The sequence below is a fragment of the Cryobacterium melibiosiphilum genome (assembly GCF_003602235.1).
In the GTDB taxonomy this organism is placed as follows: domain Bacteria; phylum Actinomycetota; class Actinomycetes; order Actinomycetales; family Microbacteriaceae; genus Cryobacterium; species Cryobacterium melibiosiphilum.
Map to the genome: position 1 here is coordinate 72,337 of NZ_QZVS01000095.1, position 25,832 is coordinate 98,168.

Genomic DNA, 25,832 nt, shown 5'->3' on the forward strand with positions numbered 1-25,832 from the left:
GTACTCCCAAGTCCCCAAGCCGGCCCGTTCACGGCAACGATCGAGCGCAGCGCCCCCGGCGCTGGCGCCGCTGAGTGGCGCCGCTGAGTGGCGCCGTTGAGTGGAGCCGCTGAGTGGAGCCGAGTGGCCGCCCGCTTGGGGGCCACCACCACCCCTGACCGGCCGAAGTCGCCCAATAGAGTGTGCGTATGAACACCGTTCCCCTGAACGACGACGTCGTCGACGCCCCGAATCTTGACCCGCACGATTCGGCTGATTCGGTAGGTCCGGCAGGTCCGGCAGGTCCGGCAGGTCCGAGCGAGGAGTTGCTCGCCCTGGCCCACGACCACGGCGTGGATACCTGGTTCTGGGGTGGCGATGGCGCGCAGATCTCGGTGAGTCGCAGCACCTTGCTCGCCGTGCTCGCCGCCCTCGGTGTCGCTGCCGAGACCGCCGATGATGTGGCGGCTGCCCGCCGGGAGTTCGCCCTCGCGCCCTGGCGCCGCCTGCTGCCGCCGGTTGTCGTCGTGCAGGACTCGTCGATTCAAAACGGCACGGCCGCGGGCGTGCCGGTACACGCGCGGCAGGGAGCATCCGTCGATGTCTGGCTGATCTGCGAAGACGGCAGCCGCCGCGATCTGCTCCAGGTCGACGAATGGTGGGACACCCAGACCATCGACGGGGTCACGGTGAGTCGGCGCATCTTCGAGATTCCCGGCGACCTGGGGCTCGGGTGGCATGTGCTGCACGCTGAGAGCGAGGGTGCCGAGGGTGCCGAGGGGAGGGGCGGGAGCGGAGCGACCGACGGAGACGCCGCGAGCCGGCGCGAGGCATCCGCTTTTCTGGTGGTCACGCCGAGCCACCTCGACAACCCGCCGGCGCTCGACGGGCAGCGGGCGTGGGGCCTGATGGCGCAACTGTATTCGGTGCGGTCGACGCGGTCGTGGGGCATCGGGGACTTCGCCGACCTCGCCGACCTGGCCGCGATCGGCGGAGCCCAGTACGGTGCCGGTTTCGTTCTGGTGAACCCGCTGCACGCGGCCGCACCGGCACCGCCCGTGGAACCCTCGCCCTACCTGCCGACCAGCCGTCGGTTCTTCCACCCGATCTATTTGCGGGTCGAAGACGTGCCCGAATACGCCTATCTGCCGGCGGATGCTCGCACTCGCATCGATGACCTGGCCGAGCGGATGCACGCCGCCAACGCCGATCCCGACCGGCTCGACCGTGACGCGACCTACAGCGCCAAGCTCGAGGCCCTCGCCCTGATTCACGATGTGCCCCGGCGTGCGGCCCGTCAGCAGCAGTTCGCGGCCTTCCGCGCCCGCGGCGGGGACGCGTTGGCGGATTTCGCCCTCTGGTGCGCCCTCACCGAGAAGTTCGCGCCAGATGCCCCGGAGTGGGACGTGCAGCCGAGCGGGCCGCGCAGTGCCTTCGCACTCGGGCAGAAAGACGAGCTTGCCGATCGCATCGAGTTCCACAGCTGGCTGCAGTGGCTGTGCGACGAGCAGCTCGAGAGCGCGCAGCGCTCCGCCCTGAAGGCTGGCATGCCGCTCGGCATCGTGCACGACCTGCCGGTGGGCGTTCAGGCCAGGGGAGCGGATGCCTGGACCCTGCACGGCGTGCTGGCCGCCGGGGTGACCGTGGGCGCTCCGCCGGACATGTTCAACAATCAGGGGCAGAACTGGTCGCAGCCGCCGTGGCACCCGTCCCGGCTCGCCGAGACCGGCTATGCGGCCTACCGGGACATGCTGCGCAGCGTTCTGCGGCATGCCGGCGGTATTCGGGTCGACCACGTGCTGGGGCTGTTTCGGCTGTGGTGGATCCCGGCCGGTGCCAGCCCGACGCAGGGCACCTACGTGCACTACGACCACGAGGCCCTGATCGGTATCCTCGCTCTCGAGGCCCAGCGGGCCGGCGCGATCGTTGTCGGCGAGGACCTCGGCGTGTTCGAGCCGTGGGTGCGCGATTACCTCGTGGAACGCGGTATTTTCGGCACCTCGATCCTCTGGTTCGAACGGTATAACGGCGTTCCACTGGCGCCCGAACACTACCGCCAGCAGTGCCTGACGAGCGTGAACACGCACGACCTGCCGCCCACGACCGGGTACCTCGCCGGAGACCACATCACCCTGCGCGAATCCCTCGGCATTCTCGCACGCCCGGTCACCGAGGAACGCGCCATCGACGCCGCCGAACAGCAATCGGTGCTGGCGCTGGCACGAGAGCGAGGGTTGTTGCCGGGTGCGGCGACGGATGCCGCGCCATCCGTTCAGCAGACCGTCGAGGCCTTGTACGCACTCACCGCCCTCACCCCCTCGACGCTGCTCGGGGTCGCTCTCGTCGACGCGGTCGGCGAGCGACGCACCCAGAACCAGCCCGGCACGGTGGATGAGTACCCGAACTGGCGGGTTCCGCTCGCCGGACCGGACGGTCGCCCGGTACTCGTCGATGACCTGCCCACCAGTGAGCGATTCGCCGCCCTCGTGCGTGCAATCGGCGGCATCCGCTGACCGCCGCTGACCGCCGCCGACCGCCGACGCCCGGGCGGCTGCCCTCACGCTGGCCCTCACGCTGAGCGCGAGTGTTGCGCCGCTCAACGTGGCCAGCTGTCCAACGTTCAGGGCCGAGCGCGGGTACTGCGCCGCTGCGCGGGTGCTGCGCCGTTACGCGGGTGCTGCGCCGCTACGCGGGAAGTGTGCCGAACAGGTCACTTCCTACCCGGCTTGGTAGCGTCGGACCATGCTGATTCGTGCCTACGACGCCCGGGATATCCGGGACGCCGAGGCGAGCCTCGCCGTGTTCCAGCGGGCAATTCGGGTCACGGCCAGCCGGGACTACTCGCCCGAGCAGATCGCGGTCTGGGCGCCGGACAACGTGAACATCACTGTCTGGGCGGCGAAACGGGTGGCGGCAGGCACCGTCGTGGCCACGATCAACGGCCGCGTCGTGGGTTTCACCGACGTCGACGATCGCGGCTACATCGACATGATGTTCGTGGATCCGAGTGTCTCCGGTCGCGGCGTCGCGACCGCTTTGCTGGCGTGGGTCGGGGAGTTGGCCCGGAGCCGCGGCATCCGTCAGCTGACCAGCCACGTCAGCCTCACGGCCCAAGCATTCTTCGAGAAGAACGGGTTTGTCGTCGTCGAGGAGCGGCATCCGGTGCGAGGAGGTGTGGCCCTGACGAATTTCCTGATGCGGCGCGCAGTGATTGACGCGCCGGTCGACACTGCCCCGGTCGCAACCTAGGCTGGCAGCCATGACCGGCAAGAAGGACCGCAGCGATTCCCGACTCAATGTCGCCCGCTATCAGATTGAGCGGATGCTCTCGCCCGAGGAACTCGCGGATCGCCCGGAACCGGAACCCGAGCAGAACCAGGCCGGGCAATCCATGATGGAGGCCCGCGCCCAATACGTGGAAATGGCCATTCAGCAGGCGATTCGCCGGGGCGAGTTCGACAACCTGCCCGGCGCCGGCAAACCGCTCGCCAACCTGGAGCACGGCTACGACCCGGACTGGTGGATTCGCCAGAAGATCGAGCGAGAGAAGATCACCGGCCTCGGGCCACCCGCCCTCACCCTGCGCACCGAGAACGCCGAACTCGATGCGCGGCTCGACCGGGCACCGTCCGAGTCAGCGGTCACGGGCATCCTGACCGACTTCAATGCCCGGGTGGTGGCGGCCCGGCGGCAGCTTCAGGGCGGTCCGCCCGTGGTCACGCCGACCCGCGATGTCGCCGAGCAGGTCGTGCTCTGGCGAGAGCGACGGGCCGCCCGTGCCGAGGCGGCACAGCAGCAGCGCGCGCGTGACGCGGCCGAGCTCGCCGCCATGACCTGGCGTGACCGCCGTCGGGCCGCGCGCGCCCGGTCTCGCGGCTGAGGCGCGCGATCGCTGCAGCGTGCGATCGCTGCTGCGCAGGGCCGCTGAGGTGCAGGGCCGCTGCTGCGCAGGGCCGCTGAGGTGCAGGGCCGCTGAGGTGCAGAGAAAACACCCTTGATACCGTCGCGAGGGCACGTTATCCGTACCTCGGCCACAATGGGCGGTGCACGGCACTGAGATACGGAAAAAGCACCCTCGTCGTCACAACGAGGGTGCTTTTTCCGTATCTCACTGCCGGTTACCCGAGAACCGAAGTGCCCGGGCGAGCGGATGCCTAGCGGCTCGCGCCACCCTTGTCGGCGCGCAGCTCAATGAGCTTTCCGCTGATGCGGGTCGCGGAGAGCTTCGAGAAGACATCGCTCGACAGGTCGGCCGGCAGCTCGACGAGCGAGAACTCGGGAAGAATCTTGATGTGCCCGAAGTCGTCGCGGCTCAGGCCGCCCTCGTTCGCGAGCGCTCCCACGATCTGGCGCGGCTCCACCTTGTGGCGCTTGCCGACCTCGATGCGGTACTGGGCCATCGGCTTGCCGCTCGAGCGCACGGGACGCTCGCTGCGCGGGGCGTGCTCGCGGTCGCCGCGGTTGCCGCGGTCCCCGTAGCTGTCGCGGTTGTCGCGACGGTCATCACGTCCACCACGGTCGTTGCCGCGATCGTTACGGTCGCCGTAGCGCTCGTTGCTGCGTTCGGTGCGCTCTTCGCGGTCGTGGCGCTGCTGGGCGCGCACGTCTTCGGCGTTCAGCAGCAGGGGAGTCTCGCCCTGGCCGACCACCGCGAGGGCGGCGGCCACGTCGACCTCGGGCACGTCGTGGTGGGACACGTAGTGCGCGATGATGTCGCGGAACTTCGAGATGCGGTCGGTCTCGTCGAGCGCGGCGGTGATGGCGTCGTCGAAGCGGGTCAGGCGTGTGACGTTCACGTCTTCGACGCTCGGCAGCTGCATCTGCGTCAGCGGCTGGCGGGTGGCCTTCTCGATCGCGGTCAGCAGGCGACGCTCACGCGGGGTGACGAAGCTGATGGCCGCACCGCTGCGTCCGGCGCGGCCGGTGCGGCCGATGCGGTGCACGTAGGACTCGGTGTCGATCGGGATGTCGTAGTTGATGACGTGGCTGATGCGCTCCACGTCGAGGCCGCGAGCGGCGACATCCGTTGCGACCAGAATGTCGAGCTTGCCGCTCTTGAGCTGGTTCACGGTGCGTTCGCGCTGTACCTGCTGCACGTCACCGTTGATCGCCATCGCCGAGTAGCCGCGGGCGCGCAGCTTCTCAGCGAGCAGCTCCGTCTCGCTCTTGGTGCGGGCGAAGATAATCATGCCCTCGAAGTTCTCGACCTCGAGGATGCGGGTCAGCGCGTCGAGCTTCTGGCCGTAGGACACGATCAGGTAGCGCTGGGTGGTGTTCACGCTGGTCGTGGTCTTGTTCTTGACCGTGATCTCGGCGGGGTCGTTCAGGTACTTCTTCGAGATGCGGCGAATCTGCGCCGGCATCGTCGCCGAGAACAGGGCGACCTGCTTGTCGTCGGGGGTGTCGGCGAGGATCGTCTCGATGTCCTCGACGAAGCCCATGTTCAGCATCTCGTCGGCCTCATCGAGCACGAGGTACTTCAGCTCGGAGAGGTCGAGGGTGCCCTTGGCGAGGTGGTCCATGATGCGTCCGGGGGTACCGACAACGACGTGCACCCCGCGACGCAGGGCGGACAGCTGCTGGCCGTAGCCCTGTCCGCCGTAGACGGGCAGCACGTGCACGCCCTTCATGTGGGCGGCGTACTTCTCGAACGCCTCGCACACCTGCAGGGCCAGTTCGCGGGTCGGCGCGAGCACGAGGGCCTGTGGGTTCTTCTGCGACAGGTCGAGGCGGTTCAGGATCGGCAGCGCGAACGCGGCCGTCTTGCCGGTACCGGTCTGGGCGAGTCCGACGACGTCGCGGCCGTCGAGAAGCGGGGGGATCGTCGCGGCCTGAATGGCGGACGGTGTTTCGTAGCCGACGACCTTGAGCGCCTTGAGCATGGCGTCATTGAGTCCGAGATCGGCGAAAGTGATCGCAGTTGAGGCAGCGTCGGCCTCGCCCTGCGTGGTGGTGTCAGAAAGCGTCATAGTATCAACGGTAGTCGAAGTCTGCGGCCGAAGCCGCCTCGAAGCGCTCGTGCGCGGGTTCGCAAGCCCCTTTGTAGGTCTGTTACGGGTAGATTTAACGTTCAACCCACTGTTCAGTCCACTCTTCAACAGCGCCTGTGTTGATCAAACTGCTCGCCTGGGCGACCATCCCACGAAAGTGACACCGTCTATGCGCGTTCGCGCCCACCTCTCATCCGTTCGAGCGGCCCTGGCAGTGTTCGTCACCGTCGCCGTGGTCAGCGGATGCAGCGCCACCGCCCCGAACGCGGCCAGCGCCGACAGCACCCTCACCTACGCCATCAACGGCGGCACCCTCAGCGGCGGCAAGATGGACATCCACTCCTCCGCCTTCCAGGCCACCGCGCTCGTGATGCGCAACTCCTTCGACTCTCTCGTCTACCAGCAGGCCGACGGCTCGTTCGTGCCCTGGCTCGCCGAGTCGTGGGACGTGAGCGCCGACGGCCTGCAATACACCTTCCAGCTGCGCGAGGACGTCACCTTCCACGACGGCGAGGTCTTCAACGCCGAAGCCGTGAAGGCCAACTTCGACCACGTCGTCGCCCCCGAAACCGCGTCAGCGGATGCCGCGAGCCTGATCGGGTACGCCGAAACCGGCGGGTTCTATGCGGGCACCGAAGTGGTCGACGAGTACACCGTGCGCGTGGACTTCAACCAGCCCTACGCCCCGTTCCTGCAGGCCGTCAGCACCGCCAAGCTCGGCTTCTACTCACCGGCGACCCTGCGCGACAACGCCGCGCAGCTACCCGCCGGAGGCCCCGACATCTCCGTCGGCACCGGGCCCTACGTGCTGAGCGCCTACACGCCAGACCAGAGCATCACCTTCACCGCCAATGAAGACTACGACTGGGCTCCCGAAGGCAGCGGCCACGAAGGCGCCCCGGCGATTGAGACGATCGAGTTCCGTATTCTTCCCGAGTCGGCGGTGCGCACCGGTGCGCTGACGAGCGGCGAAGCCCAGATCGCCAGCGACATCACCGCGAACACGGTTGCGCAGATCGGCGACGACTTCGAGGTCGAGAATTACACGATGCCCGGGCTGCCGTACACGCTGTTTTTGAACGAGAAGAACAGCACCCAGGCGAACGTCGCCGACAGCGTCTTCGCCGACCAGAACATGCGCCAGGCCTTCGCCCTCGGCGTGGACGTCGGCCCGGCCGTCGAGAGCATCTACCAGGGCCAGGCCGAGCGGGCCTGGAGCATCCTCTCGCCGGCCACGCCCGACTCCTATGACCCGAGCCTCGAAGACAGCTGGGCGTATGACCCGGATGCCGCCAACGCCCTGCTCGATGAGGCCGGCTGGACCGAGCGGGACTCCGAGGGCTACCGCGTGAAAGACGGCGTTCGCCTGAGCGCCCGCTGGCTGGCATACAACCCGGTCTCCGACGCCAACGCGAGCCTCGGCGACGTCGTGCAGAGCGACCTCAAGCAGCTCGGCTTCGAGATCGTGCGCGACAACCTCGAGGTCGCCTCGTACTACGAAGACTTCAACGCCCGCGCGTACGACCTCTCCGACTGGAGCTTTCCGAGCGTCGACGCCGACGTGCTGCGCGCCCACCTGCACACCGGCGGTTACAAGAACGGCTCCTCGACGGCCGATGCGACCGTCGACCAGCTGCTCGACGGCGCGATCGCCACGAGCGACCCCGCCGAACGCGAAGCGCTCTACCAGCAGATTCAGCAGTGGAATGCGACCCACGTCGCCATGGTTCCGATCACCGTGCCCTCGGCCATCACGGCCTACAGCCCCGTCATTGAGAACCTGAGCTTCGACCTTTACGGCCAGCCGCTCTTCTACGAGGCCTCGCTCAGCACGGTGCGGTGACGGGCGGTGCAGTGACGGGCGGCGCTGTGACGGGCGGTGCGGTGGGCCAGAACCGACCCGTCTCCCGCCTGGTGGGCCGGCTCGGCGGCATGGTGCTCGTCGTCTGGGGCGCCGCCACGGTCGGCTTCTTCGCGCTGCGCCTGATCCCCGGTGACCCGGTGACGGTGCTGGTCGGCCTCGGCAGCGTGTCCGAACAGGTACGCGAGCAGATTCGCGCCGACTGGGGCCTCGCCGATCCACTGGCCGTCCAGTACCTTTTCTACCTCGGTCGACTGGTGCGCGGCGATCTCGGCACCTCGTACCGCATGCAGCAGCCCGTCGCCGACCTGATCGGCCAGCAACTGGCCCCCACCCTGCAGCTGATGGGGCTGGCTATGGTTTTCGCGGTGCTCCTTGCCCTCGCCGCTGCCCTGTTCGGTCGCGGTCGCCGTTCCACCCCGTTCGTCGGGCTGCTCGAGCTGGTGGCCGTTTCGGCGCCCACCTTCTGGATCGGCCTCGTGCTCATCACCGTTTTCGGCTTTGGGCTGGGCTGGTTTCCTGTCGTCGCCTCGGGCGGTTTCGGTGCCCTCGTGCTGCCCGCGATCACCCTCGCCATCCCCACCGCCGGAATCCTCGGCCAAGTGCTGCGGCAGGGCCTCGACGCCGCGGCGATCCTCCCGTTCGTGGACACCGTGCGCGCCCGCGGCGCGAGCCACACCCGTCTCGTGCTGCGGCACACCCTGCGCCACGCGGCCGCCAACAGCGTGACCCTGACCGGCTACATCGCCGGTTCCCTGCTCGGCGGATCGGTGCTCGTCGAAACCGTTTTCGCCCGGCCGGGCCTCGGACGTGTCGCCCTCAACGCCATCACCGACCGGGACATCCCGGTCGTGCTCGGCATCATCGTGCTCGCCGCCGTTCTGTTCTCCGTCATCAACCTGATCGTCGACCTGGTCGCCGATCGTCTCGACCCCCGCATGGCCACGGCAGAGGCGTACTCATGAGTGCACGCGCATGAGCGCCCTGACCGCCACGAAGGCCTTGGCGAAGCGGATGCCTACCCCGGGCCGCGGGGCCACCGTGGGTTTCTGGGCCGCCGTGGTCTTCCTGGCCGCGCTGGTGCTTGCGGCGCTGCTGCCGGGACTCTTCACGGCTGCCGATCCGGTGCGCACGGACATCGGCGCGGCGCTGCTCGCACCGAGCCCGGCGCATCCGTTCGGAACCGACCAGGCCGGCCGGGACGTGTTCGCGCGCGTGCTGTACGGGTCGCGTTACTCGCTCATGATCGGCTTCGGGGCGACGCTGATCGCCCTCGTCGCGGGACTCATGATCGGCGCGATCGCCGGGCTGTCCCGGCGGGTCGGTGACGGCGTGCTCAGCCGGGCGATCGAGATCATCATGGCGTTCCCGGAATTTCTGCTGGCGCTGATCGTGATCGCGATCATCGGCCCGGGGGAGACGAGCCTGCTGGTCGCCGTCGCGATCGCGGTGGTGCCCGCCTACGCCCGCGTCGCCCGGGTGCAGACCCTCGTCGTGAAACGTGCCGGCTACGTGGAGGCGGCCCGCACCCTCGGAGTCTCCCCGGTGCTGACCGTGCTGCGACACATCGTGCCGCACACGATCGGCCCGCTGCTGGTGATGGCGACGATGGGCGTGGGAACGGCCATCACCGCCGCCGCCGGCCTCAGCTTTCTGGGCCTCGGCCCGAAACCGCCGACCCCGGAGTGGGGGCTCATCCTCTCCGACGGCCGCAACTTTTTGGCTACGGCGTGGTGGATCGCGGTGTTCCCCGGCCTGGTCATCACCGCCACGGTCGTCTCGACGAGCACGATCGGTCGGCACCTGCGGTTGCGCGGCGCCGGCCGCGGGGCCGGGGCGACACACCGGGCCGGGAGACGGCCGTGAGCGTCGTCTCGGTGCGCGACCTGTGCGTGACGCTCGCCGGCACGACGATCGTCGACGGCGTCTCGTTCAGCATCGAGGCCGGACGGTGCCTCGGCATCGTCGGGGAATCCGGGGCCGGTAAGACCGTCACCGCGCGCAGCCTGCTCGGCCTGGCACCGGCCGGCGCGATCGTGACGGCGACCGAGCTCAGCGTCGCCGGCGTGGACGCCCGCGCCCTGACCGAGGCGCAGTGGCGGGCCGTGCGCGGCGCCCGGGTCGGGCTCGTTAGCCAGGACGCCCTCGTCTCCCTCGACCCGCTGCGCCGCGTCGGCGCGGAAGTCATCGAACCCCTTGCGATCCACGAATCGGGGCTCGGCCGCGTCGAACGCCAGCAGCGGATGCTTCGCCTGCTCGAGCAGGTCGCGCTGCCCGAACCGGCCGTGCGCGCGCGGGACTACCCGCACGAGCTCTCCGGCGGGTTGCGCCAGCGGGCGCTGATAGCCTCGGCCCTCGCCGCGACGCCCGCGCTGCTCGTCGCCGACGAACCGACCACGGCACTGGATGCGACGGTGCAGGCGCAGGTCATCGCCCTGCTGCACGATCTGAAACGGCAGGGCCTCGCCCTGCTGCTGATCAGCCACGACCTGAACGTCATCCGTGCCCTGGCCGACGACATCGCCGTCATGAAAGACGGCCGGTTCGTGGAGGTGGCGCCGACCGCGGCGCTGCTGGCCGCGCCGCAGCATCCGTATACCCGGGAGCTGCTCGCGGCGGCCGCCCTCGATCGGGCCCCCGAGTCGGCACCGGCCGGCCCGGTCGTGCTCGCCGCACGCGACCTCGGTCGCACCTACCGTACGCCGGGACGCTTCAGAGGGGGCACGGCTCGACAGGCTGTCACCGGGGTCTCGTTCGACCTTCTCGCCGGGCATACCCTGGGCATCGTCGGCGAGTCGGGTTCGGGCAAGAGCACGCTGGCACGGATGCTGCTGGGTATCGAAAAACCGGACTCCGGCGTCGTTCTGCTGCACGGCGAACCCTGGAGTGCCCTGCCCGAGTCGCAGCGCCGGGCCCGCCGCGGGCAGATCCAGCTCATCCACCAGGACTCGGTGAGTGCGTTCGACCCCCGTTTCACGGTGCTGCAGATTCTGAGTGAGGCGATCGCCGTCGACGGCACGCCGCGCCGCGCTCGGCGGGCCCGGGCGGCCGCGCTGCTGCAACGGGTGGCCCTGCCGGAGGCCCTGTTGCCGCGCCGGGCGCACGAACTCTCCGGCGGGCAACGGCAACGGGTCGCCATCGCCCGGGCACTCGCCCGGGCGCCGCGCGTGCTGGTCTGCGACGAGCCCGTGTCCGCCCTCGACGTGTCGATCCAGGCCCAGGTGCTCGACCTGTTGGGCGAGCTGCAGCGGGAGACCGGACTGGCGCTCGTGTTCATCTCCCATGACCTCGCCGTGGTGCGGGCGCTCAGCCACGACATTCTGGTCATGAAAGACGGGGTCGTCGTGGAGCAGGGGGGCGCGGCGGCGGTGCTGGACGCCCCGGAGCATCCGTTCACCCGTGCCCTGCTCGCCGCGGGACCAGGCCCGAGCAGCGCGGGGGACACCCACCCGCGATAATTCGCACGATCGTAACCTGCGTATCACGCCGACGATAAATGCGGGTTCTACGCTCAGACGATGGATACGCGACGCACACCAGTGGGCAGAAACGCATGACGGGGTCGGTCGACCCGTTCATCGGTACCGGCGTCACGCAGCTTCCGCCGCGCAGCGGTCTCGCCGCCACCTGGTGGTGGCCGAAGCCGCAGATCGGCAACACCCATCCGGGAGCCACGTTTCCGCTCGGCATGGTGTCGGCGTGCGCCTATTCGGGCGGGTACCCCACCGGTTACGGGCCTTTTGACCTGTCGCTCGACGGCGTTCCGGTGCGACTGCACGAGGGGCAGCTCGCGTCGGGTTTCACCCACTTTCAACAGTCCGGCACCGGCGCGATTCGCAAGTACTACAACTACTTTCGGGTGACGCCGATGGTGGAACCCCTCGACGTGCTCGGCCGCACCTGGGAGCTGTCCGACGAGCAAGCCGAACCGGGCTGGTACTCCGCGAGCCTGGACTCGGGAATCACCGCCGAGCTGACCGTCGGGCCGAAAAGCGCCGTGCACCGTTACACCTTCCCCAAACACAAGAACGCCCGCATCGTGATTGACTTCTCGCTCGGCGGGCTGTCGATTCCGTACGGCGCCACCGTCCCGCTGCGCGCGCACATCGAATGCCTCGAGCCGGGCGTGGCGTGCGGCCAGATCACCGCCGAGGGAGTGCCGCTCTCGGTCTACATCGAGTGCGACACCCCGCAGTGGCGGCAGATGCTCTGGTATGACCGACGCCTGATGCCCGGCGGCACCCGCCTCGACTTCGACCACATTCGCCCCACCACCCTGCGCACCTTCGGCCTGATGTGGGCCGGCCCGAGCGAACAGGGCGAGACGATCGAGCTGCGCATCGGGTTCTCGTTGCGCGGCGTCGAGCAGGCCCAGAAGAACCTCTATGCGGACTCGCCGCATTCAAACTCGGCGCATTCCGGCTCAGCGCCCGCCGCCAACCGATTCACGGCCCGGCGCGCCCTGACCCAGGAAGCCTGGGGCAGCCTGGTGGATGCCATCACCGTCGTGACCCCGTCGGCCGACCGCCAGACGATCTTCTCGACGGCGCTCTACCACTCGCTGATCAAGCCCTGCCTGGCGCCGTCGGAGAGCCCCTTTTGGCCCACTCCCGGCCCGTTCGCGTTCGACATCAGCACGATGTGGGACATCTATCGCACCCAGCTGCCGTTGCTCACCGCGCTGATGCCCGAGCGCGCGGTAGAACTGGCCGCCGCCCTGCTCACCATCTGCGAGGAGGAGGGCAACTTTCCGATCGGCTACCGTATGGCCCGGGGCAGCGACCGGTTCTCCCGGCAGGGCAGCGCCCTCGCGCACACCTTCCTGGCCGACCTCTGCCAGCTCGGGCTGCCCGGCATCGACTGGGACTGGGCGCTCATCCACATGTCCGACGACCTGCGTCGCACCTACGGTGAGGAATTCCTGCTGCGCGGCGAGGCGCATCCGATCAGCCATACCCTCGACCTGGCATTCGGGTACTGGTGCACGGCGAAGGTCGCCGAACATCTCGGCGACACCACGCTCGTCACCCAGTTCACCGCTCTTGCCGCCCGGTGGCCCAACGCCTTCGACCCTGAACTGGGCCTGCTGAAGGACTCCACGTTCTACGAGGGCAGCCGGCACAACTACTCCTTTCGGTTGACCCACGACATGCCCGGACGCATCGCTCTGAGCGGCGGCCCGGAGCGATACATGGCGCAGCTCGACACCTTCTTCGGCTACGGCGCCGACCCGGTGCAGCAGATGGGGCAAGCCCCGGGTGCCGCCGAGGTGCTCGCCGGCTACAACCTCGGCCGGTTCGAAGGGCTCAACAACGAGCCCGACATGGACGTGCCGTGGGCCTACCACTACGTCGGCCGCCCCGACCGCACCGCCGAGATCGTGCACAACGTGCTGCACCAGCAGTTCGGCACCGGCCGCGGCGGGCTCCCGGGCAACGACGATTCCGGAGGACTCAGCTCGTGGTTCGTCTGGGCGTCGCTCGGCCTGTTCCCGGTCGCCGGCCAGAACATGTTCCTCGTCAACGCGCCGTCCTTTCTCGAGTCGTCGATGAAGGTGGGGCGACACACCTTCACGATCCGCACCCGCGGATTCACCGAACCCGTTCCCGGTGGACCGGTGCAGTATGTGCAGGCCGCCGAGTTCAACGGTGAGCCGCTCACCCGCACCTGGCTGCGCGCCACCGAACTGCACCGCGGCGGCGAACTCGTCGTCGAACTCGGCCCCGAACCCAGCGACTGGGGAACCGTCGAACTTCCGTCCCAGGCCAACCTCTCCCACATATCGTCCCATCCCTGAAACCGACCCTGAAACCGGCCCCTGAAACCAACCGGCACCTGAAACCAACTGGCACCTGAAACCAACTGGCACCTGAAACCAACCCTGTATCCAGCCTGAAACCACCCCTGAACCTAGGAGCGATCGCATGGAAACCACCGCCGTCAGCAGCACCGCCGCCAGCACCACCCCCGTGGCTCACGACCGCCCGATCGACAAGCGCCTCGTCATCGTCGTGCGCGCCGATCCCGTGATCTGCGGGCACTCCGTCGAGGCCCGCAACCTGGCCGAAACCGCCCTCGAGCGCGGCTTCGAAGAGGTGCGCATCGTCACCTGGCCCATCGAACAGCTGCAGAAAAGCGGCCTGCCGCTGAAACCGCTCGACTCGGTCCTCGCCTACAGCCCCGGCATCTTCGTCGAACGCCCCGAACCGATCGGCGACTACAAGGTCATCGACGGCCGCCACCTGGCCGGCATCACCGGCCGGCTCATCGAACTCTTCACCGACGGCGTGCCCACCGTGTGCCTCTCGCTCTACCTCAGCCCGCACACCCTCGCGGTGACGGATGCCGTGCGCGCCGCCCGCGGCACCGGCCTGCCGGTGAACGTGACCACGATCGCCGAAGCCGTGGGCAGCGACGTCACCAACGTCGTGCGTACCGCCGTTGACGCCGGCCGCTTCGGAGCCGCCGCGCACATCCTCTCGAGCTATCTCAGCCAGGACCACTGCGTTGCCGTGTCGCAGTACACCCGAGAGCTGATCATCGCCGAGTCCGCCCTCGTCGACGCCCAGCACGGCACCCGGTACGCCGCCCAGTGCCGCGACCGCGTCTCGATCTCCTACCCGGCGATCGACGCCGACTCCTACCTCGACCTCGACGAATCCGTACTCGTCGACGTGCTCGCGGCCCGCGGGCTACAGCCGGGCAGCTACATCCTGTTCCTGTCTCGGCTGACAGCGGCGAAAGGGGTGGACGACTTGATGGCCGGGTACGCGCTGAGCGCCTCGAGCCAGAACAAGATCCTCGTCATCGCCGGCCGGGGGCCGCAGGAACAGAACCTGCGCGACCTCGCCGCGCAGAACCCGTTCGCCGACCGCATCCACTTTCTGACCGACGTCGGCGACGCCGAGAAGCCCTACCTGATGGCCGGCTGCGCGGCGTTCGTGCTGCCGAGCAAGCCGCGGCCGGAGTTCGTGGAGACCTTCGGCATCGCCCTGGCCGAGAAGATGCTCGCCGGCGGTGGGCCCGTGATCACGACCCTGACCGGCGGCATCGGCGAGGCCGTCGGTGACCACGCGATCATCGTGCCGGTCGAGGATCCGCGGGCGATCGCATCCGCCATCGACCACGCCCTGCTCGAGACGAGCGACGACGAGCGCACCGACTGGGCGGCCCGCGCCCGCGCCTACGCGATGCAATTCGACCGCCGCGTCGTCTTCGACCGGATGTTCTCACTCACCACCCACACAACCGGTGCCGCCGCTGCTGCCCGCGACTAGCCCATCCCGCGCCTGACGTCTCCCGCGAGTGAGCACTTTATGCACTACCCGCGCTCGGGAAGTGCATAAAGTGCTCACTCGCGGATTGAGACAGGGGCGCGGAGGAACTCCAGGGCGGCGTCGCGGAAGGCCCGCGCGGTGGGCGCGTTGAAGTGGTTGCGTCCGGGGATCTCGAAGAAACTTCCCTGCGGAGCGGCCGCGGCGAGTGCGCGGGACGCAGCGAGGATCGTGTCGTCGCTGCCGGTCGCGAAGAGCAACGGCTGGGCGGGGGCGTTCTCGGCGCTCGGCTGCGGGCCGCCGCGCATTCCCTCGACGAGTGCGACCAGGGCGGGCAGGTCGTTGCTCGGCAGCGTCTTCGCCATCTTCAGGTAGACCCCGGTGAGGTGGTCGGTGACGTCGGTTCCGTGTTCGAGGTGGGCGCGGGCATCCGCGATCTGAAAGCGTTTGAGCGGATCGCCGTCGGGGATACCGCCGAGCACGGCCCGGCTGATGCGGGCGCCGAAGTCGCGGGCGGCCTGCCAGCCGACGCGGGCGCCGAGGGAATAGCCCACGTAACTGGCTTCGCTGACGAGGTAGGCGTCGAGCACCAGTTCGATATCGGTGACGAGCTGGTGCATCGTGTACGCGTCGGGGGAATGCGGCTTGTCGCTGGCCCCGTGGCCGCGCTGGTCGATCGCGATCAGGTGCAGGCCGGCGCGCACGAGGTCGCGGGTCCAGCCGGTGGCGTGCCAGTTCGCCACGGCGCTCGACGCGAAACCGTGCACGAGCAGCACCGTCGGGTTGACCGGGTCGCCCAGTTCGTAGGTGGCGATCTGCACGCCGTCGTTGCTCGTGACGAAGCGGTGAGGCGGTGCGGTACGCGGGGACATCCGTCTATTCCACCACGTGCACAGCACGGATGTCCGCACCCGCGGTTCATTGCGGCCGTCGGTTCGCGGGAGGATGGGAACATGGCGAATACGACAGAGCAGCCCTGGGTCACCAACTATCAGCCGGGAGTGCCGGCCGAGATCGAACTGCCCCGGGAGTCGCTGATCGACATGCTCGACCGGTCCGTCGCCGAGGCCGGCAGCGCCCCCGCCCTCGAATTCTTCGGGCGCCGCACGAGCTACACCGAACTCGGTGACCAGATCGACCGCGCGGCGGAGGGCCTGCGCCACCTCGGTGTGCGCGCCGGCGACCGGGTCGCGCTCATCCTGCCGAACTGCCCGCAGCACGTGGTGGCGTTCTACGCGATCCTGCGCCTGGGCGCGGTCGTGGTGGAGCACAACCCGCTCTACACCGCCCCCGAACTGCGGCACCAGTTCGAAGACCACCAGGCCCGCGTGGTGATCACCTGGGACAAAGTCGTGGCAACCGTGCGCGACTTTCCCGCCGACATCGAAATCGACCACGTCGTCGCGGTCAACCTGCTCACCGAGTTTCCCACTGTGAAACGCCTCGCGCTCGGCCTGCCGGTGAAAAGCCTGCGGGCCTCCCGGGCGGCGCTGACGGCCAAGGCTCCGGGCACGATCGCGTGGAAGGACCTGCTGGGCCACGGACACCTCGACCCCGAGCACCCGCGCCCGAGCGTGCATGACCTCGCCGCGATCCAGTACACCTCCGGCACCACGGGCCGCGCCAAGGGCGCCATGCTCACCCACTTCAACCTGTACTCCAATGCGCTGCAGGGCGAAGCGTGGATGCACGGCGCCGAGTACCGCAAGGAGATCTTCTACGCGATCCTGCCGATGTTCCACGCCTTCGGCCTCACGCTCTACCTGACCTATGGCATCCGCAAGCAGGCGCTGCTCGTGCTGTTTCCGAAGTTCGAGCCGAAGATGGTGCTTGACGCGATGAAGAAGTCGCCGGCGACCGTCTATTGCGCGGTCCCGCCGATTTACGAGCGCACCGCTCGCGCCGCGCAGGAACGCGGTATCTCGCTGCGCTCCTGCAAGTTCTGCATCTCGGGGGCGATGAACCTGCCCGACCACGTCGTCGAACTGTGGGAATCGGTGTCCGGCGGCCTGCTCGTCGAGGGCTACGGCATGACCGAATCCTCCCCGGTCGCCCTCGGCAACCCGTTCCACGCCACCCGGCGGCCCGGCACGATCGGCGTGCCGTTCCCGTCGACGCTCATGAAGGTCGTCGACCTCGACGACCCGACGGTCGAGGTCGCCCAGGGCGAACCCGGTGAGCTGCTGCTCAAGGGCCCGCAGGTGTTCCAGGGCTACTGGAACAATCCCGAAGAGACCGCCGCGACCCTGTTGCCAGACGGATGGCTCCGCACCGGTGACGTCGTCACCGTCGACCCCGACGGGTTCACCACGATCGTCGACCGGGCCAAGGAACTCGTGATCACCGGGGGTTTCAACGTCTCACCCTCCGAAGTCGAGACGGTGCTGCGGCTGCATCCGTCGGTCGTCGATGCGGCCGTCTTCGGCAAGCCGCTCGAGCGCGGGGGCGAACTGGTGGTCGCCGCAGTCGAGCTCGCGCCGCGCGCCACCCTCGACGAAGACTCGCTGCGCGAGCACTGCCGCGATCACCTCGCGGCCTACAAGATCCCGCGCCGCATCGTGCAGATCGAGAACACCCCGCGCTCGCTGCTCGGCAAGATCCTGCGCAAACAGGTGCGCGAACAGGTGCTGCCGACCCTCAACTGACACCGAGCGCGACACGCTCCGGTATCAGATCAGCGCCGACGAGACGCAGAATAGAGAGGTCGCCCGACGGGCGTCAAACTGTCGACAGGAGTGACCGGTGACCGAGCACGCAGCAGAACCCTCCAGCACCAGCCCGAGCACCGCCGTGATCGACGGTGTCTTCGAGCTCGCCCGCGAGGGGCACACCGGCCAGCTCGGGGAGATGCTCGACGCCGGCGTGCCGCTGAATATGCTCAACGGCCGCGGTGACTCCCTGCTGATCGTCGCGAGCTATGCCCAGCACGCGGACACCGTGCGGGATCTCCTGCGGCGGGGCGCGGCGACATCCGTCGTGAATGCGATGGGGCAGACCGCGGTGGCCTGCGCCGTCTTCCGTAACAACGAGGCAATTCTCCGGCTTCTGCTCGAAGCGGATGCCGACCCTGCCCTGGGCGCGCACCCCGCGGCGCAGATCGCCGACCAGTTCGGTCTGCCGCGGATGCGCGAGGTCATCGAGTCCTTCGGTTCGGCCGGCAGCACACACTGAGTAGCCGCACACACACAGATCGCGCCTTCGGAATTCGAAGGCGCGATCTGTGTGTGTGCGTGTGTGTTTGTGCGGGTGCGGGGTTAGACCGCAGCGACCTCGACGGGTGCCTGCTCGGTGGAGACGTTCACGAGAACGTCCTTGAGCAGCAGCTCGCCGGCTTCTTCATCGGTCAGGCCCTGGGCGAGGGCGAGCTCGGAGACGAGGATCTGGCGGGCCTTTTCGAGCATCCGCTTTTCGCCGGCGGAGACGCCCTTGTCCTGGTCGCGGCGCCACAGGTCGCGCACGACCTCGCTGACGCGGTAGACGCTGCCGCTGGCCATCTTTTCCTGGTTGGCCTTGTAGCGACGCGACCAGTTTCCGGGCTCTTCGGTGAACGGGTTCTGCAATACCTCGTAGACGGCCTGCACGCCGGCGGCGTCGATGACGTCGCGCACTCCGACGAGTTCGACGTTGTCCACGGGAAGCTGAATTGTCAGCTCGCTGGTGTGCACGTTCAGGGTCATGAACTGCTTCTCTTCGCCCTTGATGGTGCGGGAGCTGAGCGCCGTGATGGTGACCGCGCCGTGGTGCGGGTATACGAGAGTTTCGCCGACTTCAATATTCATAGATTGGCCTTGTTTTCTGTAGGTTGTGCAACTGGATGGTGCACCGGGTAAGTGATCAAGAGCGGGGGTTGAGCAGGGGTTGAGCGGGGGATAAAAGTGGGGGTCAGGGCTGGGGCTGGAGTATCCAGCTGGGCAGCAGCGCGACGAGCTGGTCGACCAGGTCGTCGTCGGAGACGTCGAGCTGGCCGCGCATCCAAGCGCTGATCAGGGTGAGCGCGCCGCCGGCGACATAGGTCGTGACGAGTTCGGCGTTCACCTCATCGGGGATCGAGTCGGGCACGAGCACCGATTCGAGCATTTGGGTGGCGTAGGCGTCGACGATCTGGTCGTAGGCGCTGCGGGTCAGTGGCAGGGCCAACACACTCGCGTAGAGCGGAAAATTCTCGACCATGTGCGCTACAAGCCGGGTGTAGCCGATGCGGGCGGCGTTCTCGCCGGTCGCCACGTCGTTGCGCAGGTGGGCCGAATCGAGATCCGTGAACTGGGCCCGCAGATATTCGGCGGCGAGCACATCGAGGCTCGCGAAGTGAGCGTAGAACGAGCTGCGACTGATGCCGGCGATGCGCACGATGTCGGGCACCGAGACGGATGCCGACTGGTCGGCGATCAGCGTGCGGATGGCGGTGAAGATGAGCTGACGGGTGCGTTCAGCCCGCGGGTCGGGGGCTGTGCGTGTTTCGGGATTGCGGGGTTCGGTCGTGCGGGCTTCGGAGGTGCGGGGTTCGGCCCTGCGAGTTTCCGGTGCGCGAGCCTCGGAGCGTGTGCTCGCGAGGGAGTTGCTTCCGAAGGCCATCAGATCAGTATAGCACTTATCGGACAGGTGTCCGATAAGAGGGCGGAAGTGCGCCGGGCGGCCCGCGGAGACCGGTGCGCACGGGGTGGTCGTGCGGCATATCCTCGAACCATGAACCGTTCCCTCGCGCGCGGCCTCGTCGCCCTGCAGGTAGTGCTGCTCCTCACGCTGTTGCTCCTGCCCGCCGGGTCGCTCTGGCCGCCCAGTGGGGGTGTGCTCGCCGCGGAGATCGTGCTCGCCGCAACCGGGCTCGGGCTGGCACTGCTGGGCGCCATCGGGTTGGGGCGCTCGCTCACGGCCAGTCCTATTCCGCGCGAGGACGCGGCGCTGGTCACCTCGGGCGTTTACGCGGTCGTGCGCAGTCCCATCTATACCGGCCTGATGACCGGAGGTTTCGCGCTCGTGCTGACCGGGGCATCCGTCGCCCACGTTGTGGCCTGGATCGCGCTCGTCGTGCTGCTGGCCCTGAAGGCGCGCTGGGAAGAGCGGATGCTGCTCGTCGCCTACCCGGCATACCGTGCCTACGGCGCCCGGGTCGGTCGATTTCTGCCGTGGGTTGGCCGCTTGCGGGCCGATTGACGCGCGGCTGAGGGGAGCCGTCGCGGACTCGCCTCGGCCGGGTACTAGATGATGCCGTCGGCGGGCCAGACGAGAACTTCGGCGCCGTCCCGCGTGGCGTGCGTATCGTCGTGGCCGCTCTGCCGGCGGCAGAGCACGAGGTCGGCGTCGTCGGTGAGATAGGGATCTCGGCAGGACATTGCGTAGCCGGTGTAGTCCATTTCAAGCAGAAGTTCGTCGTCGGTCATGGTTCGTGTTTCTGTTCGGTTCCGTTGGAGCTGCGCGTAATCGCGTGAGCTGTGTGCGGCAAGCGTAGGTCGGCTGCGCACCGAACACCGCGAGGAACACGAGACTTAATCAGTTTGTAACAGCGCCGGCCGGTGTTCCGGGCTCAGGTTCCCAGATAGCGGCCCGGACGGTGGTTGAGGGCGAGCACGAGATTCAGCACGACCGCGCCGGCCGCCGAGAGCAGCACGACCAGCGGTGACACCACGGTGAGCGCCGCGAGCACGATCACCACGTCAAGGGTCATCTGCACGTAGCCGGCGCGCCAGCCGAGGCGTTCCTGCACGATGAGTGCGAGGATGTTGAAGCCACCGAGGCTCGCCTTGTGGCGAAAGAGCACGAGCAGCCCGACGCCGATCACGAGGTTGCCGAGCAGCACGCCGTAGACCGGGTTCAGCGTGTCGACCTGCAGCAGGATCGGGTGCAGCGACGAGAACAGTGAGACCAGCGCCACGGCCGCGACGGTGCGCAGGGTGAAATTCCAGCCCTTCTTCCAGATGGCCAGGAGGAAGAAGGGCACGTTCACGGCGAAGAACAGCACGCCGAACGGCACCGCGCCGACGTAGCTGAGCAGCAGGGCGAGGCCGGCGGTGCCGCCCGTGACGGCGGCGCTCGACTTCAGCAGAAAGAGACCGAAGGAGGCGATCACGGTTCCGGTGAGGATGCCGAGCACGTCTTCGAGCACGGAGTGGCGCGGGGCGGGCGGGGCCAGCGGCGCCCGGAACGCCTCGGGAGTCGGCGGAGTGTCAGGGCGGGTGTCGCTGCCGGTGTCGGGCAGGGTGGGGTCTGAAGCGGTGGGATCTAGCACTGTGACATTTTCGGTGACGGTCCGCGCCAGCGCAACTTGGCCGCAAGTCGGCGCCTGCGGTAACGATTTGTGGTGCTGCGCGGTTAGGCCCAGTATGACGATTCCGCTGTCCATTCTTGACCTCGCCCCGATCGCCCCCGGGCAGACCGTTGGGCAGAGCTACGCCGCCAGTGTCGCGCTCGCCCAGACCGCCGAAAAGCACGGGTACACGCGGGTCTGGTACGCCGAACACCACAACATGCCGACCATTGCGTCGTCGGCGACGAGCGTGTTGGTGGGCCATGTGGCGGGGCAGACCCGGAGCATCCGTCTGGGATCGGGCGGAGTGATGCTGCCGAACCACTCGCCGCTCGCGATCGCGGAGCAGTTCGGCATGCTGGCCGAGCTCTACCCCGACCGCATCGACCTGGGCCTCGGGCGCGCGCCCGGCAGTGACCAGACCACCGCCCGTGCGATGCGCCGTGATGCCCGCGCGTCGGACCAGTTTCCACAGGACGTGATGGAGCTGCAGGCCTATCTGCGCGACGAGTCCATCGTTCCGGGCGTGCGCGCGGTGCCCGGCGCCGGCACCAACGTGCCGCTGTACATTCTGGGTTCCTCACTGTTCGGCGCGGGCCTGGCCGCCGCGCTCGGCCTGCCCTACGCCTTCGCCTCGCACTTCGCGCCGGACTCGCTGCACGAGGCGATCGCGCTCTACCGCCGTGACTTCGTGCCGTCGGCGCAGCTGGCCGCGCCGCACCTGATCGTGGCCGTCAATGCGATCGCGGCCGATGAGGCAGCGGATGCGCAGGCCCAGTTCCAGACGATGCGTCGCTCCCGGGTGCGCAGCATGATGGCGCGTGGCCCGGCGAACCCCGAATACACCGACGCCCAGATCGACGACTTTCTCACCACCCCGAACGGACACCAGATCGCCAATATGATGCGCTACACCGCGGTCGGCACGGCGGGCGAGGTGGGTACCTTCCTGACCGATTTCGCCGCCGAGACCGGGGCCGACGAGCTGATCATCGCGCACGCGTCGCAGCAGATTGACGCCCGGCTGCGGTCGGTGGTGCTGACGGCGCAGGCGATGGGCGTGGCGGAGATGACGGAGCCGCAACTGGTGGGAGCGGGCGCGGGCGCCTAGTCTCGTGGGCATGACCCCCGATGCCCTGGTCGACCTCTGCCTGAGCCTGCCGCAGGCGATCGAGACGTTCCCGTTCGGCGAGGAGACGAGCGTCTTCAAGACCAGCGGCAACAACAAGATCTTCGCGCTGAGCGCCCTCGCGGGCGACCCGTTCACGGTGTCGCTCAAGTGCGACCCCGAGGAGAGCCGAGCGCTGCGCGAGGAGTTTCCTGCGCTGATCACCCCGGGATATCACCTGAACAAGAAGCACTGGATCACGGTCGTGCTCGATGGCGGGGTTCCTCACGAGCTGGTCGAGCAGCTGGTGCGGGACAGCCACGCGCTCGTGCGCCCCACAGTGCCGCGCGCCCCGCGCGAAAAGTAGCTCCCTCGGCACCAGCATGGCGTGGGGCGTGGGGCGTGGGGCGTGGGGCGTGGGATGTGGGTTGAGGTGCGGAAAACGTGCCTTTGCGGGTGCCCCGGGCGCACGAAGTCCGCACCTCGCCACTGATGTTGCCGTGGCGCCGCTGCGGGGTGGCGTCCTTCGGCGGGGCGCGGGGTGGCGTCCTGCGGCGGGGCGCGGGGCGCGGGGTGTTGGGTGAGGTGCGGAGAACGTGCCTTGGCACACCCCACGTAGGCACGAAGTCCGCACCTCAGGGTCTCACTCCGCGAGGTTTGTGGGCGGCCTCGGTGAGGTGCGGAAAACGTGCCTTCGTTCTCCAAATAAGGGTGCGAAGTCCGCACCTCAGCTGAGTGCGCGGGCCCTAACAGGGACCCCGCCGAACTCACCCTGTTGATAACCTCCTGGCTGGGCGGGCAGCAGAGCATCCTCAGTGCATGACCTCACGCATCCCCCTTCCAGACGAGCTCCGAGGCACGCCGTTTCGAGTGCGCGACGGCTACACGGCGGGCGCAGGCCGGTCGCGGCTCGACGGGGGCGATCTCGCCAGGCCATGGTGGGGCATCCGGTCGCAGGTTCCTTTTGACCGCTCCACCGCCGAATATTGCCGCGCTGTGAGGCCGCGGATGCCCGCCAACGCTTTCTTCAGTCACCAGACCGCCGCGCAGCTCCTCGGCATTCCGCTGCCCGCACGTCGGGAGCTCGCGCTGCCACTGCACGTCAGCGTCGTCGACCCGGCTCGCGCGCCCGACGCCCGCGATATCGTCGGACATCGGCTCACGATCGAGCCCGCCGAAATCATCCTCTGGCGGGGGCTGCCGATCACCGGGCCGGCCCGCACCTGGATGGACCTCGCGGCAGTGCTCGACCTCGCAGACCTTGTGGCGGCGGGAGACTACCTGCTGTCGCGGCGGCATCCACTCACGACCCTCACTGCGCTGACGGATGCCCTCGCCCACTACCCCGGTCGGCGCGGCTTGGTCACCGCCCGCCGCGCCCTGCCCCTGCTGCGCGACGGCGCCGAGTCCCGGCGGGAGTCGCTGCTGCGGGTCGTCATTGTGGAAGCCGGGCTGCCCGAACCGGAGTGCAACGCCACTATCTACGATGCGCACGGGCTGTTTCTGGCGCGGGGCGACCTCGTGTATCGCGAATACCGGTCACTTCTCGAGTATCAGGGGGACTACCACCGCACCGATCGGGGGCAGTGGCGCCGCGACATCCGTCGTCTCGGCACGCTCGAGGACAACGATTGGCTCATGCAGCAGTTCACCGATGATGACCTTGCTGCCCCGGTCGAGCTCGTGAACCGCATCGAGCGCCGCTTGCGGGCTCGCGGTTGGTCTGGTCAGCGGATGCCGCGTGGGTGAGGTGCGGAGTTCGTGCCTTCGCGCGGCCAACGACGGCACGAAGTCCGCACCTCAGCGGCAGGGGTGGTGCCGAGTGCTACTTCAGCAGGGCGACCAGGGTCTCGCGGGCGCCGACCGTGTGCAGCAGCTCGAGCGCACGGTCGTAGGCCGCCACGAAGGTGGCATTGTCGATGAGGTCGCCGAAGAGGTCGCGATCCTGCAGAAAAGAGTGCCGGTCGGCGGCGAATCCCGCGGCATTGAGCATGACGCGGTCACGCAGGCGGTCGGCGACCTCGATGGGCTGACCCTGCTCATCCGTTCCCTCGGCGTAGCGTGCCCAGCTGGCGACGATGGCCGCCGAGAGCTCAACCGAGCGGCCGGCGGCGAGCTGGTCGACGATCACGGGCACGAGCCACTTCGGGATGCGGTCGGAGGTCTCATTGCAGAGCCGGGCGACGGTGTCGCGCACGTTCGGGTTGGAGAACCGCGCGATGAGTTCGCTCTTGTAGGCCTCGAGGTCGATGCCGGGAACCGGCTTGAGGGTGGGGGTGCCCTCGCGGTCCATGTAGGCGCGCAGGAATCCGGCGATGAGCGGGTCGGCGGCGGCGTCGTGCACGAGCCGGTAGCCCATGAGGTGTGCGAAATAGCACAGGCCCTGGTGGCTGGCGTTGAGCAGACGCAGTTTCATGAGTTCGTAGGGCTCGACGTCGGCGACCAGCTGGGTGCGCACCTGCTCGTAGGGCGGGCGGCCGTCGGTGAAGGAGTCCTGCAGCACCCACTGGAAGAAGGGCTCGCAGACCACGGGCCAGGCGTCGATCACGCCGAAGGTTTCGGCGACGAGGGCGCGGTCGGCATCCGTCGTGCCGGGGGTGATGCGGTCGACCATACTGTTCGGAAAGCTCACGTTCGCGTCGATCCAGGCCGCGAGTTCGGTGTCACGGGCGGTGGCGAATGCCAGGAAGGTGCGGTGGGCGACCTCGCCGTTGTTCTGAAGGTTGTCGCAGGACATGACGGTAAACGGGGTCACGCCGCGGTCGCGGCGGCGACGCAACGCCTCGACGGTGATGCCGAAGACCGTGGCGGGGGCGGCGCCGGGCACGAGGTCGGCCTGGACCTGGGCGTTGCCGATGTCAAAAGCCCCGGTCACCGGGTTGATGTTGTAGCCGCCCTCGGTCACGGTCAGGGAGACGATTTTCACCTCGGGGCTGGACATCCGCTCGATGACGGCTTCGACGTCGTCGGGCGCGAACATGTAGTCGATGATCGAGCCGATGACGCGACCTTCGAGGTGTCCGTCGGCGTGCTTTTCGACGAGGGTGTAGAGGCCGTTCTGGGCGGCCATCACATCGCGCATGTGGGCGTCGCCGGGCAGCACGCCGATGCCGCAGATAGCCCAGTCGCGGGCGAGGCCCTGCGTCTCGGGGTCGTCGCTGCTGAGCAGGTCGTCGATCATGAGCGCCTGGTGGGCGCGGTGGAAGCCGCCGACACCGAAGTGCATGATGCCGGCCGTGAGCGCGGTGCGGTCGTAGGCGGGAACCCGCACGGTGGCGGCGAGGGCGGGAAGGGCATCCGTGGTGAGGGCGATGCCGGGAAGGGTGAGAGTGGTCATGGCGGATCTCGATTCAGTCGTACGAGGTGTTTCGAAAGTGGG

Annotated in this window: 22 protein-coding genes; 15 read left to right on the top strand and 7 right to left on the bottom strand. The window is 68.4% G+C overall.

Features of this window, described 5'->3' with window-relative positions; all coding sequences use genetic code 11:
- The first annotated feature begins 188 nt into the window (after nucleotides 1-188).
- From malQ to D6T64_RS18765, 3 genes are all read left to right on the top strand, one after another.
- Nucleotides 189-2,492 carry a 4-alpha-glucanotransferase gene (malQ, locus tag D6T64_RS18755; protein ID WP_119976196.1) on the top strand — a complete coding sequence of 768 codons (2,304 nt, stop codon included), beginning with the start codon at nucleotides 189-191 and terminating at the stop codon, nucleotides 2,490-2,492.
- A 229-nt stretch (nucleotides 2,493-2,721) separates the two neighbouring features.
- Nucleotides 2,722-3,228, top strand: a complete 507-nt coding sequence (locus D6T64_RS18760) for a GNAT family N-acetyltransferase (protein ID WP_119976197.1) — start codon at nucleotides 2,722-2,724, stop codon at nucleotides 3,226-3,228.
- 10 nt (nucleotides 3,229-3,238) lie between these two features.
- Nucleotides 3,239-3,859: a DnaJ family domain-containing protein gene (locus D6T64_RS18765; protein ID WP_119976198.1), complete on the top strand. Its 621-nt coding sequence runs from the start codon at nucleotides 3,239-3,241 to the stop codon at nucleotides 3,857-3,859.
- 274 nt (nucleotides 3,860-4,133) lie between these two features.
- Here the strand turns inward: D6T64_RS18765 and D6T64_RS18770 are convergent, their stop codons facing one another.
- Nucleotides 4,134-5,948 carry a DEAD/DEAH box helicase gene (locus D6T64_RS18770; RefSeq protein ID WP_119976199.1) on the bottom strand — a complete coding sequence of 605 codons (1,815 nt, stop codon included), beginning with the start codon at nucleotides 5,946-5,948 and terminating at the stop codon, nucleotides 4,134-4,136.
- Between the two features lie 190 nt (nucleotides 5,949-6,138).
- Here D6T64_RS18770 and D6T64_RS18775 point away from each other — a divergent pair, with 190 nt between their 5' ends.
- From D6T64_RS18775 to D6T64_RS18800, 6 genes are all read left to right on the top strand, one after another.
- A complete protein-coding gene (locus tag D6T64_RS18775) occupies nucleotides 6,139-7,812 on the top strand; it encodes an ABC transporter substrate-binding protein (RefSeq protein ID WP_119976200.1) in 1,674 nt (557 codons plus the stop codon).
- Between the two features lie 11 nt (nucleotides 7,813-7,823).
- The gene (locus tag D6T64_RS18780; protein ID WP_233551408.1) at nucleotides 7,824-8,795 is read left to right on the top strand and encodes an ABC transporter permease; all 972 of its coding nucleotides are present in this window, start codon (nucleotides 7,824-7,826) and stop codon (nucleotides 8,793-8,795) included.
- Between the two features lie 10 nt (nucleotides 8,796-8,805).
- Nucleotides 8,806-9,696 (top strand): ABC transporter permease, encoded by an 891-nt coding sequence (locus D6T64_RS18785; protein WP_233551410.1) that lies wholly within the window; start codon nucleotides 8,806-8,808, stop codon nucleotides 9,694-9,696.
- The gene (locus D6T64_RS18790) at nucleotides 9,693-11,288 is read left to right on the top strand and encodes a dipeptide ABC transporter ATP-binding protein (RefSeq protein WP_119976201.1); all 1,596 of its coding nucleotides are present in this window, start codon (nucleotides 9,693-9,695) and stop codon (nucleotides 11,286-11,288) included. The genes D6T64_RS18785 and D6T64_RS18790 overlap by 4 nt, the downstream gene beginning before the upstream one ends.
- 95 nt (nucleotides 11,289-11,383) lie before the next feature.
- Entirely contained in the window at nucleotides 11,384-13,627 is a 2,244-nt protein-coding gene (locus D6T64_RS18795) for a glycoside hydrolase domain-containing protein (protein ID WP_119976202.1), read from the top strand.
- Nucleotides 13,628-13,754: 127 nt separating this feature from the next.
- Complete coding sequence (locus tag D6T64_RS18800; RefSeq protein WP_119976203.1) at nucleotides 13,755-15,107, top strand: glycosyltransferase; 1,353 nt, start codon at nucleotides 13,755-13,757, stop codon at nucleotides 15,105-15,107.
- Between the two features lie 74 nt (nucleotides 15,108-15,181).
- Here the strand turns inward: D6T64_RS18800 and D6T64_RS18805 are convergent, their stop codons facing one another.
- The gene (locus D6T64_RS18805; RefSeq protein WP_119976204.1) at nucleotides 15,182-15,976 is read right to left on the bottom strand and encodes an alpha/beta fold hydrolase; all 795 of its coding nucleotides are present in this window, start codon (nucleotides 15,974-15,976) and stop codon (nucleotides 15,182-15,184) included.
- A gap of 81 nt (nucleotides 15,977-16,057) precedes the next feature.
- Here D6T64_RS18805 and D6T64_RS18810 point away from each other — a divergent pair, with 81 nt between their 5' ends.
- Both D6T64_RS18810 and D6T64_RS18815 read left to right on the top strand, forming a co-directional pair.
- Nucleotides 16,058-17,749, top strand: a complete 1,692-nt coding sequence (locus D6T64_RS18810) for a long-chain-fatty-acid--CoA ligase (protein ID WP_119976205.1) — start codon at nucleotides 16,058-16,060, stop codon at nucleotides 17,747-17,749.
- A 97-nt stretch (nucleotides 17,750-17,846) separates the two neighbouring features.
- The gene (locus D6T64_RS18815; RefSeq protein WP_199719226.1) at nucleotides 17,847-18,275 is read left to right on the top strand and encodes an ankyrin repeat domain-containing protein; all 429 of its coding nucleotides are present in this window, start codon (nucleotides 17,847-17,849) and stop codon (nucleotides 18,273-18,275) included.
- Between the two features lie 83 nt (nucleotides 18,276-18,358).
- Here D6T64_RS18815 and D6T64_RS18820 read toward each other — a convergent pair whose 3' ends face one another.
- Together D6T64_RS18820 and D6T64_RS18825 are read right to left on the bottom strand one after the other, a co-directional pair.
- Nucleotides 18,359-18,883: a CarD family transcriptional regulator gene (locus D6T64_RS18820; protein ID WP_119976206.1), complete on the bottom strand. Its 525-nt coding sequence runs from the start codon at nucleotides 18,881-18,883 to the stop codon at nucleotides 18,359-18,361.
- Between the two features lie 103 nt (nucleotides 18,884-18,986).
- Nucleotides 18,987-19,676 carry a TetR/AcrR family transcriptional regulator gene (locus D6T64_RS18825; protein ID WP_119976207.1) on the bottom strand — a complete coding sequence of 230 codons (690 nt, stop codon included), beginning with the start codon at nucleotides 19,674-19,676 and terminating at the stop codon, nucleotides 18,987-18,989.
- Between the two features lie 111 nt (nucleotides 19,677-19,787).
- Between D6T64_RS18825 and D6T64_RS18830 the strand changes: the two genes are divergently transcribed.
- Nucleotides 19,788-20,255, top strand: a complete 468-nt coding sequence (locus tag D6T64_RS18830) for a methyltransferase family protein (RefSeq protein ID WP_119976208.1) — start codon at nucleotides 19,788-19,790, stop codon at nucleotides 20,253-20,255.
- 44 nt (nucleotides 20,256-20,299) lie between these two features.
- Here D6T64_RS18830 and D6T64_RS18835 read toward each other — a convergent pair whose 3' ends face one another.
- Nucleotides 20,300-20,482: a hypothetical protein gene (locus tag D6T64_RS18835; RefSeq protein ID WP_119976209.1), complete on the bottom strand. Its 183-nt coding sequence runs from the start codon at nucleotides 20,480-20,482 to the stop codon at nucleotides 20,300-20,302.
- Between the two features lie 143 nt (nucleotides 20,483-20,625).
- On the bottom strand, nucleotides 20,626-21,231 hold the full coding sequence (locus D6T64_RS18840) for a YitT family protein (protein WP_233551424.1): 606 nt from the start codon (nucleotides 21,229-21,231) through the stop codon (nucleotides 20,626-20,628).
- 190 nt (nucleotides 21,232-21,421) lie between these two features.
- On the opposite strand from D6T64_RS18840, the gene D6T64_RS18845 reads away from it, so the two are divergent.
- The 3 genes from D6T64_RS18845 (at nucleotide 21,422) to D6T64_RS18855 (ending at nucleotide 24,202) form a co-directional block, all read left to right on the top strand.
- Nucleotides 21,422-22,456 carry an LLM class flavin-dependent oxidoreductase gene (locus D6T64_RS18845; RefSeq protein ID WP_119976211.1) on the top strand — a complete coding sequence of 345 codons (1,035 nt, stop codon included), beginning with the start codon at nucleotides 21,422-21,424 and terminating at the stop codon, nucleotides 22,454-22,456.
- 10 nt (nucleotides 22,457-22,466) lie between these two features.
- On the top strand, nucleotides 22,467-22,820 hold the full coding sequence (locus D6T64_RS18850; RefSeq protein ID WP_119976212.1) for an MmcQ/YjbR family DNA-binding protein: 354 nt from the start codon (nucleotides 22,467-22,469) through the stop codon (nucleotides 22,818-22,820).
- Between the two features lie 641 nt (nucleotides 22,821-23,461).
- Nucleotides 23,462-24,202 carry a hypothetical protein gene (locus D6T64_RS18855; protein ID WP_119976213.1) on the top strand — a complete coding sequence of 247 codons (741 nt, stop codon included), beginning with the start codon at nucleotides 23,462-23,464 and terminating at the stop codon, nucleotides 24,200-24,202.
- 76 nt (nucleotides 24,203-24,278) lie between these two features.
- Here D6T64_RS18855 and D6T64_RS18860 read toward each other — a convergent pair whose 3' ends face one another.
- Nucleotides 24,279-25,790: a mannitol dehydrogenase family protein gene (locus D6T64_RS18860; RefSeq protein ID WP_119976214.1), complete on the bottom strand. Its 1,512-nt coding sequence runs from the start codon at nucleotides 25,788-25,790 to the stop codon at nucleotides 24,279-24,281.
- Nucleotides 25,791-25,832 lie beyond the last annotated feature (42 nt).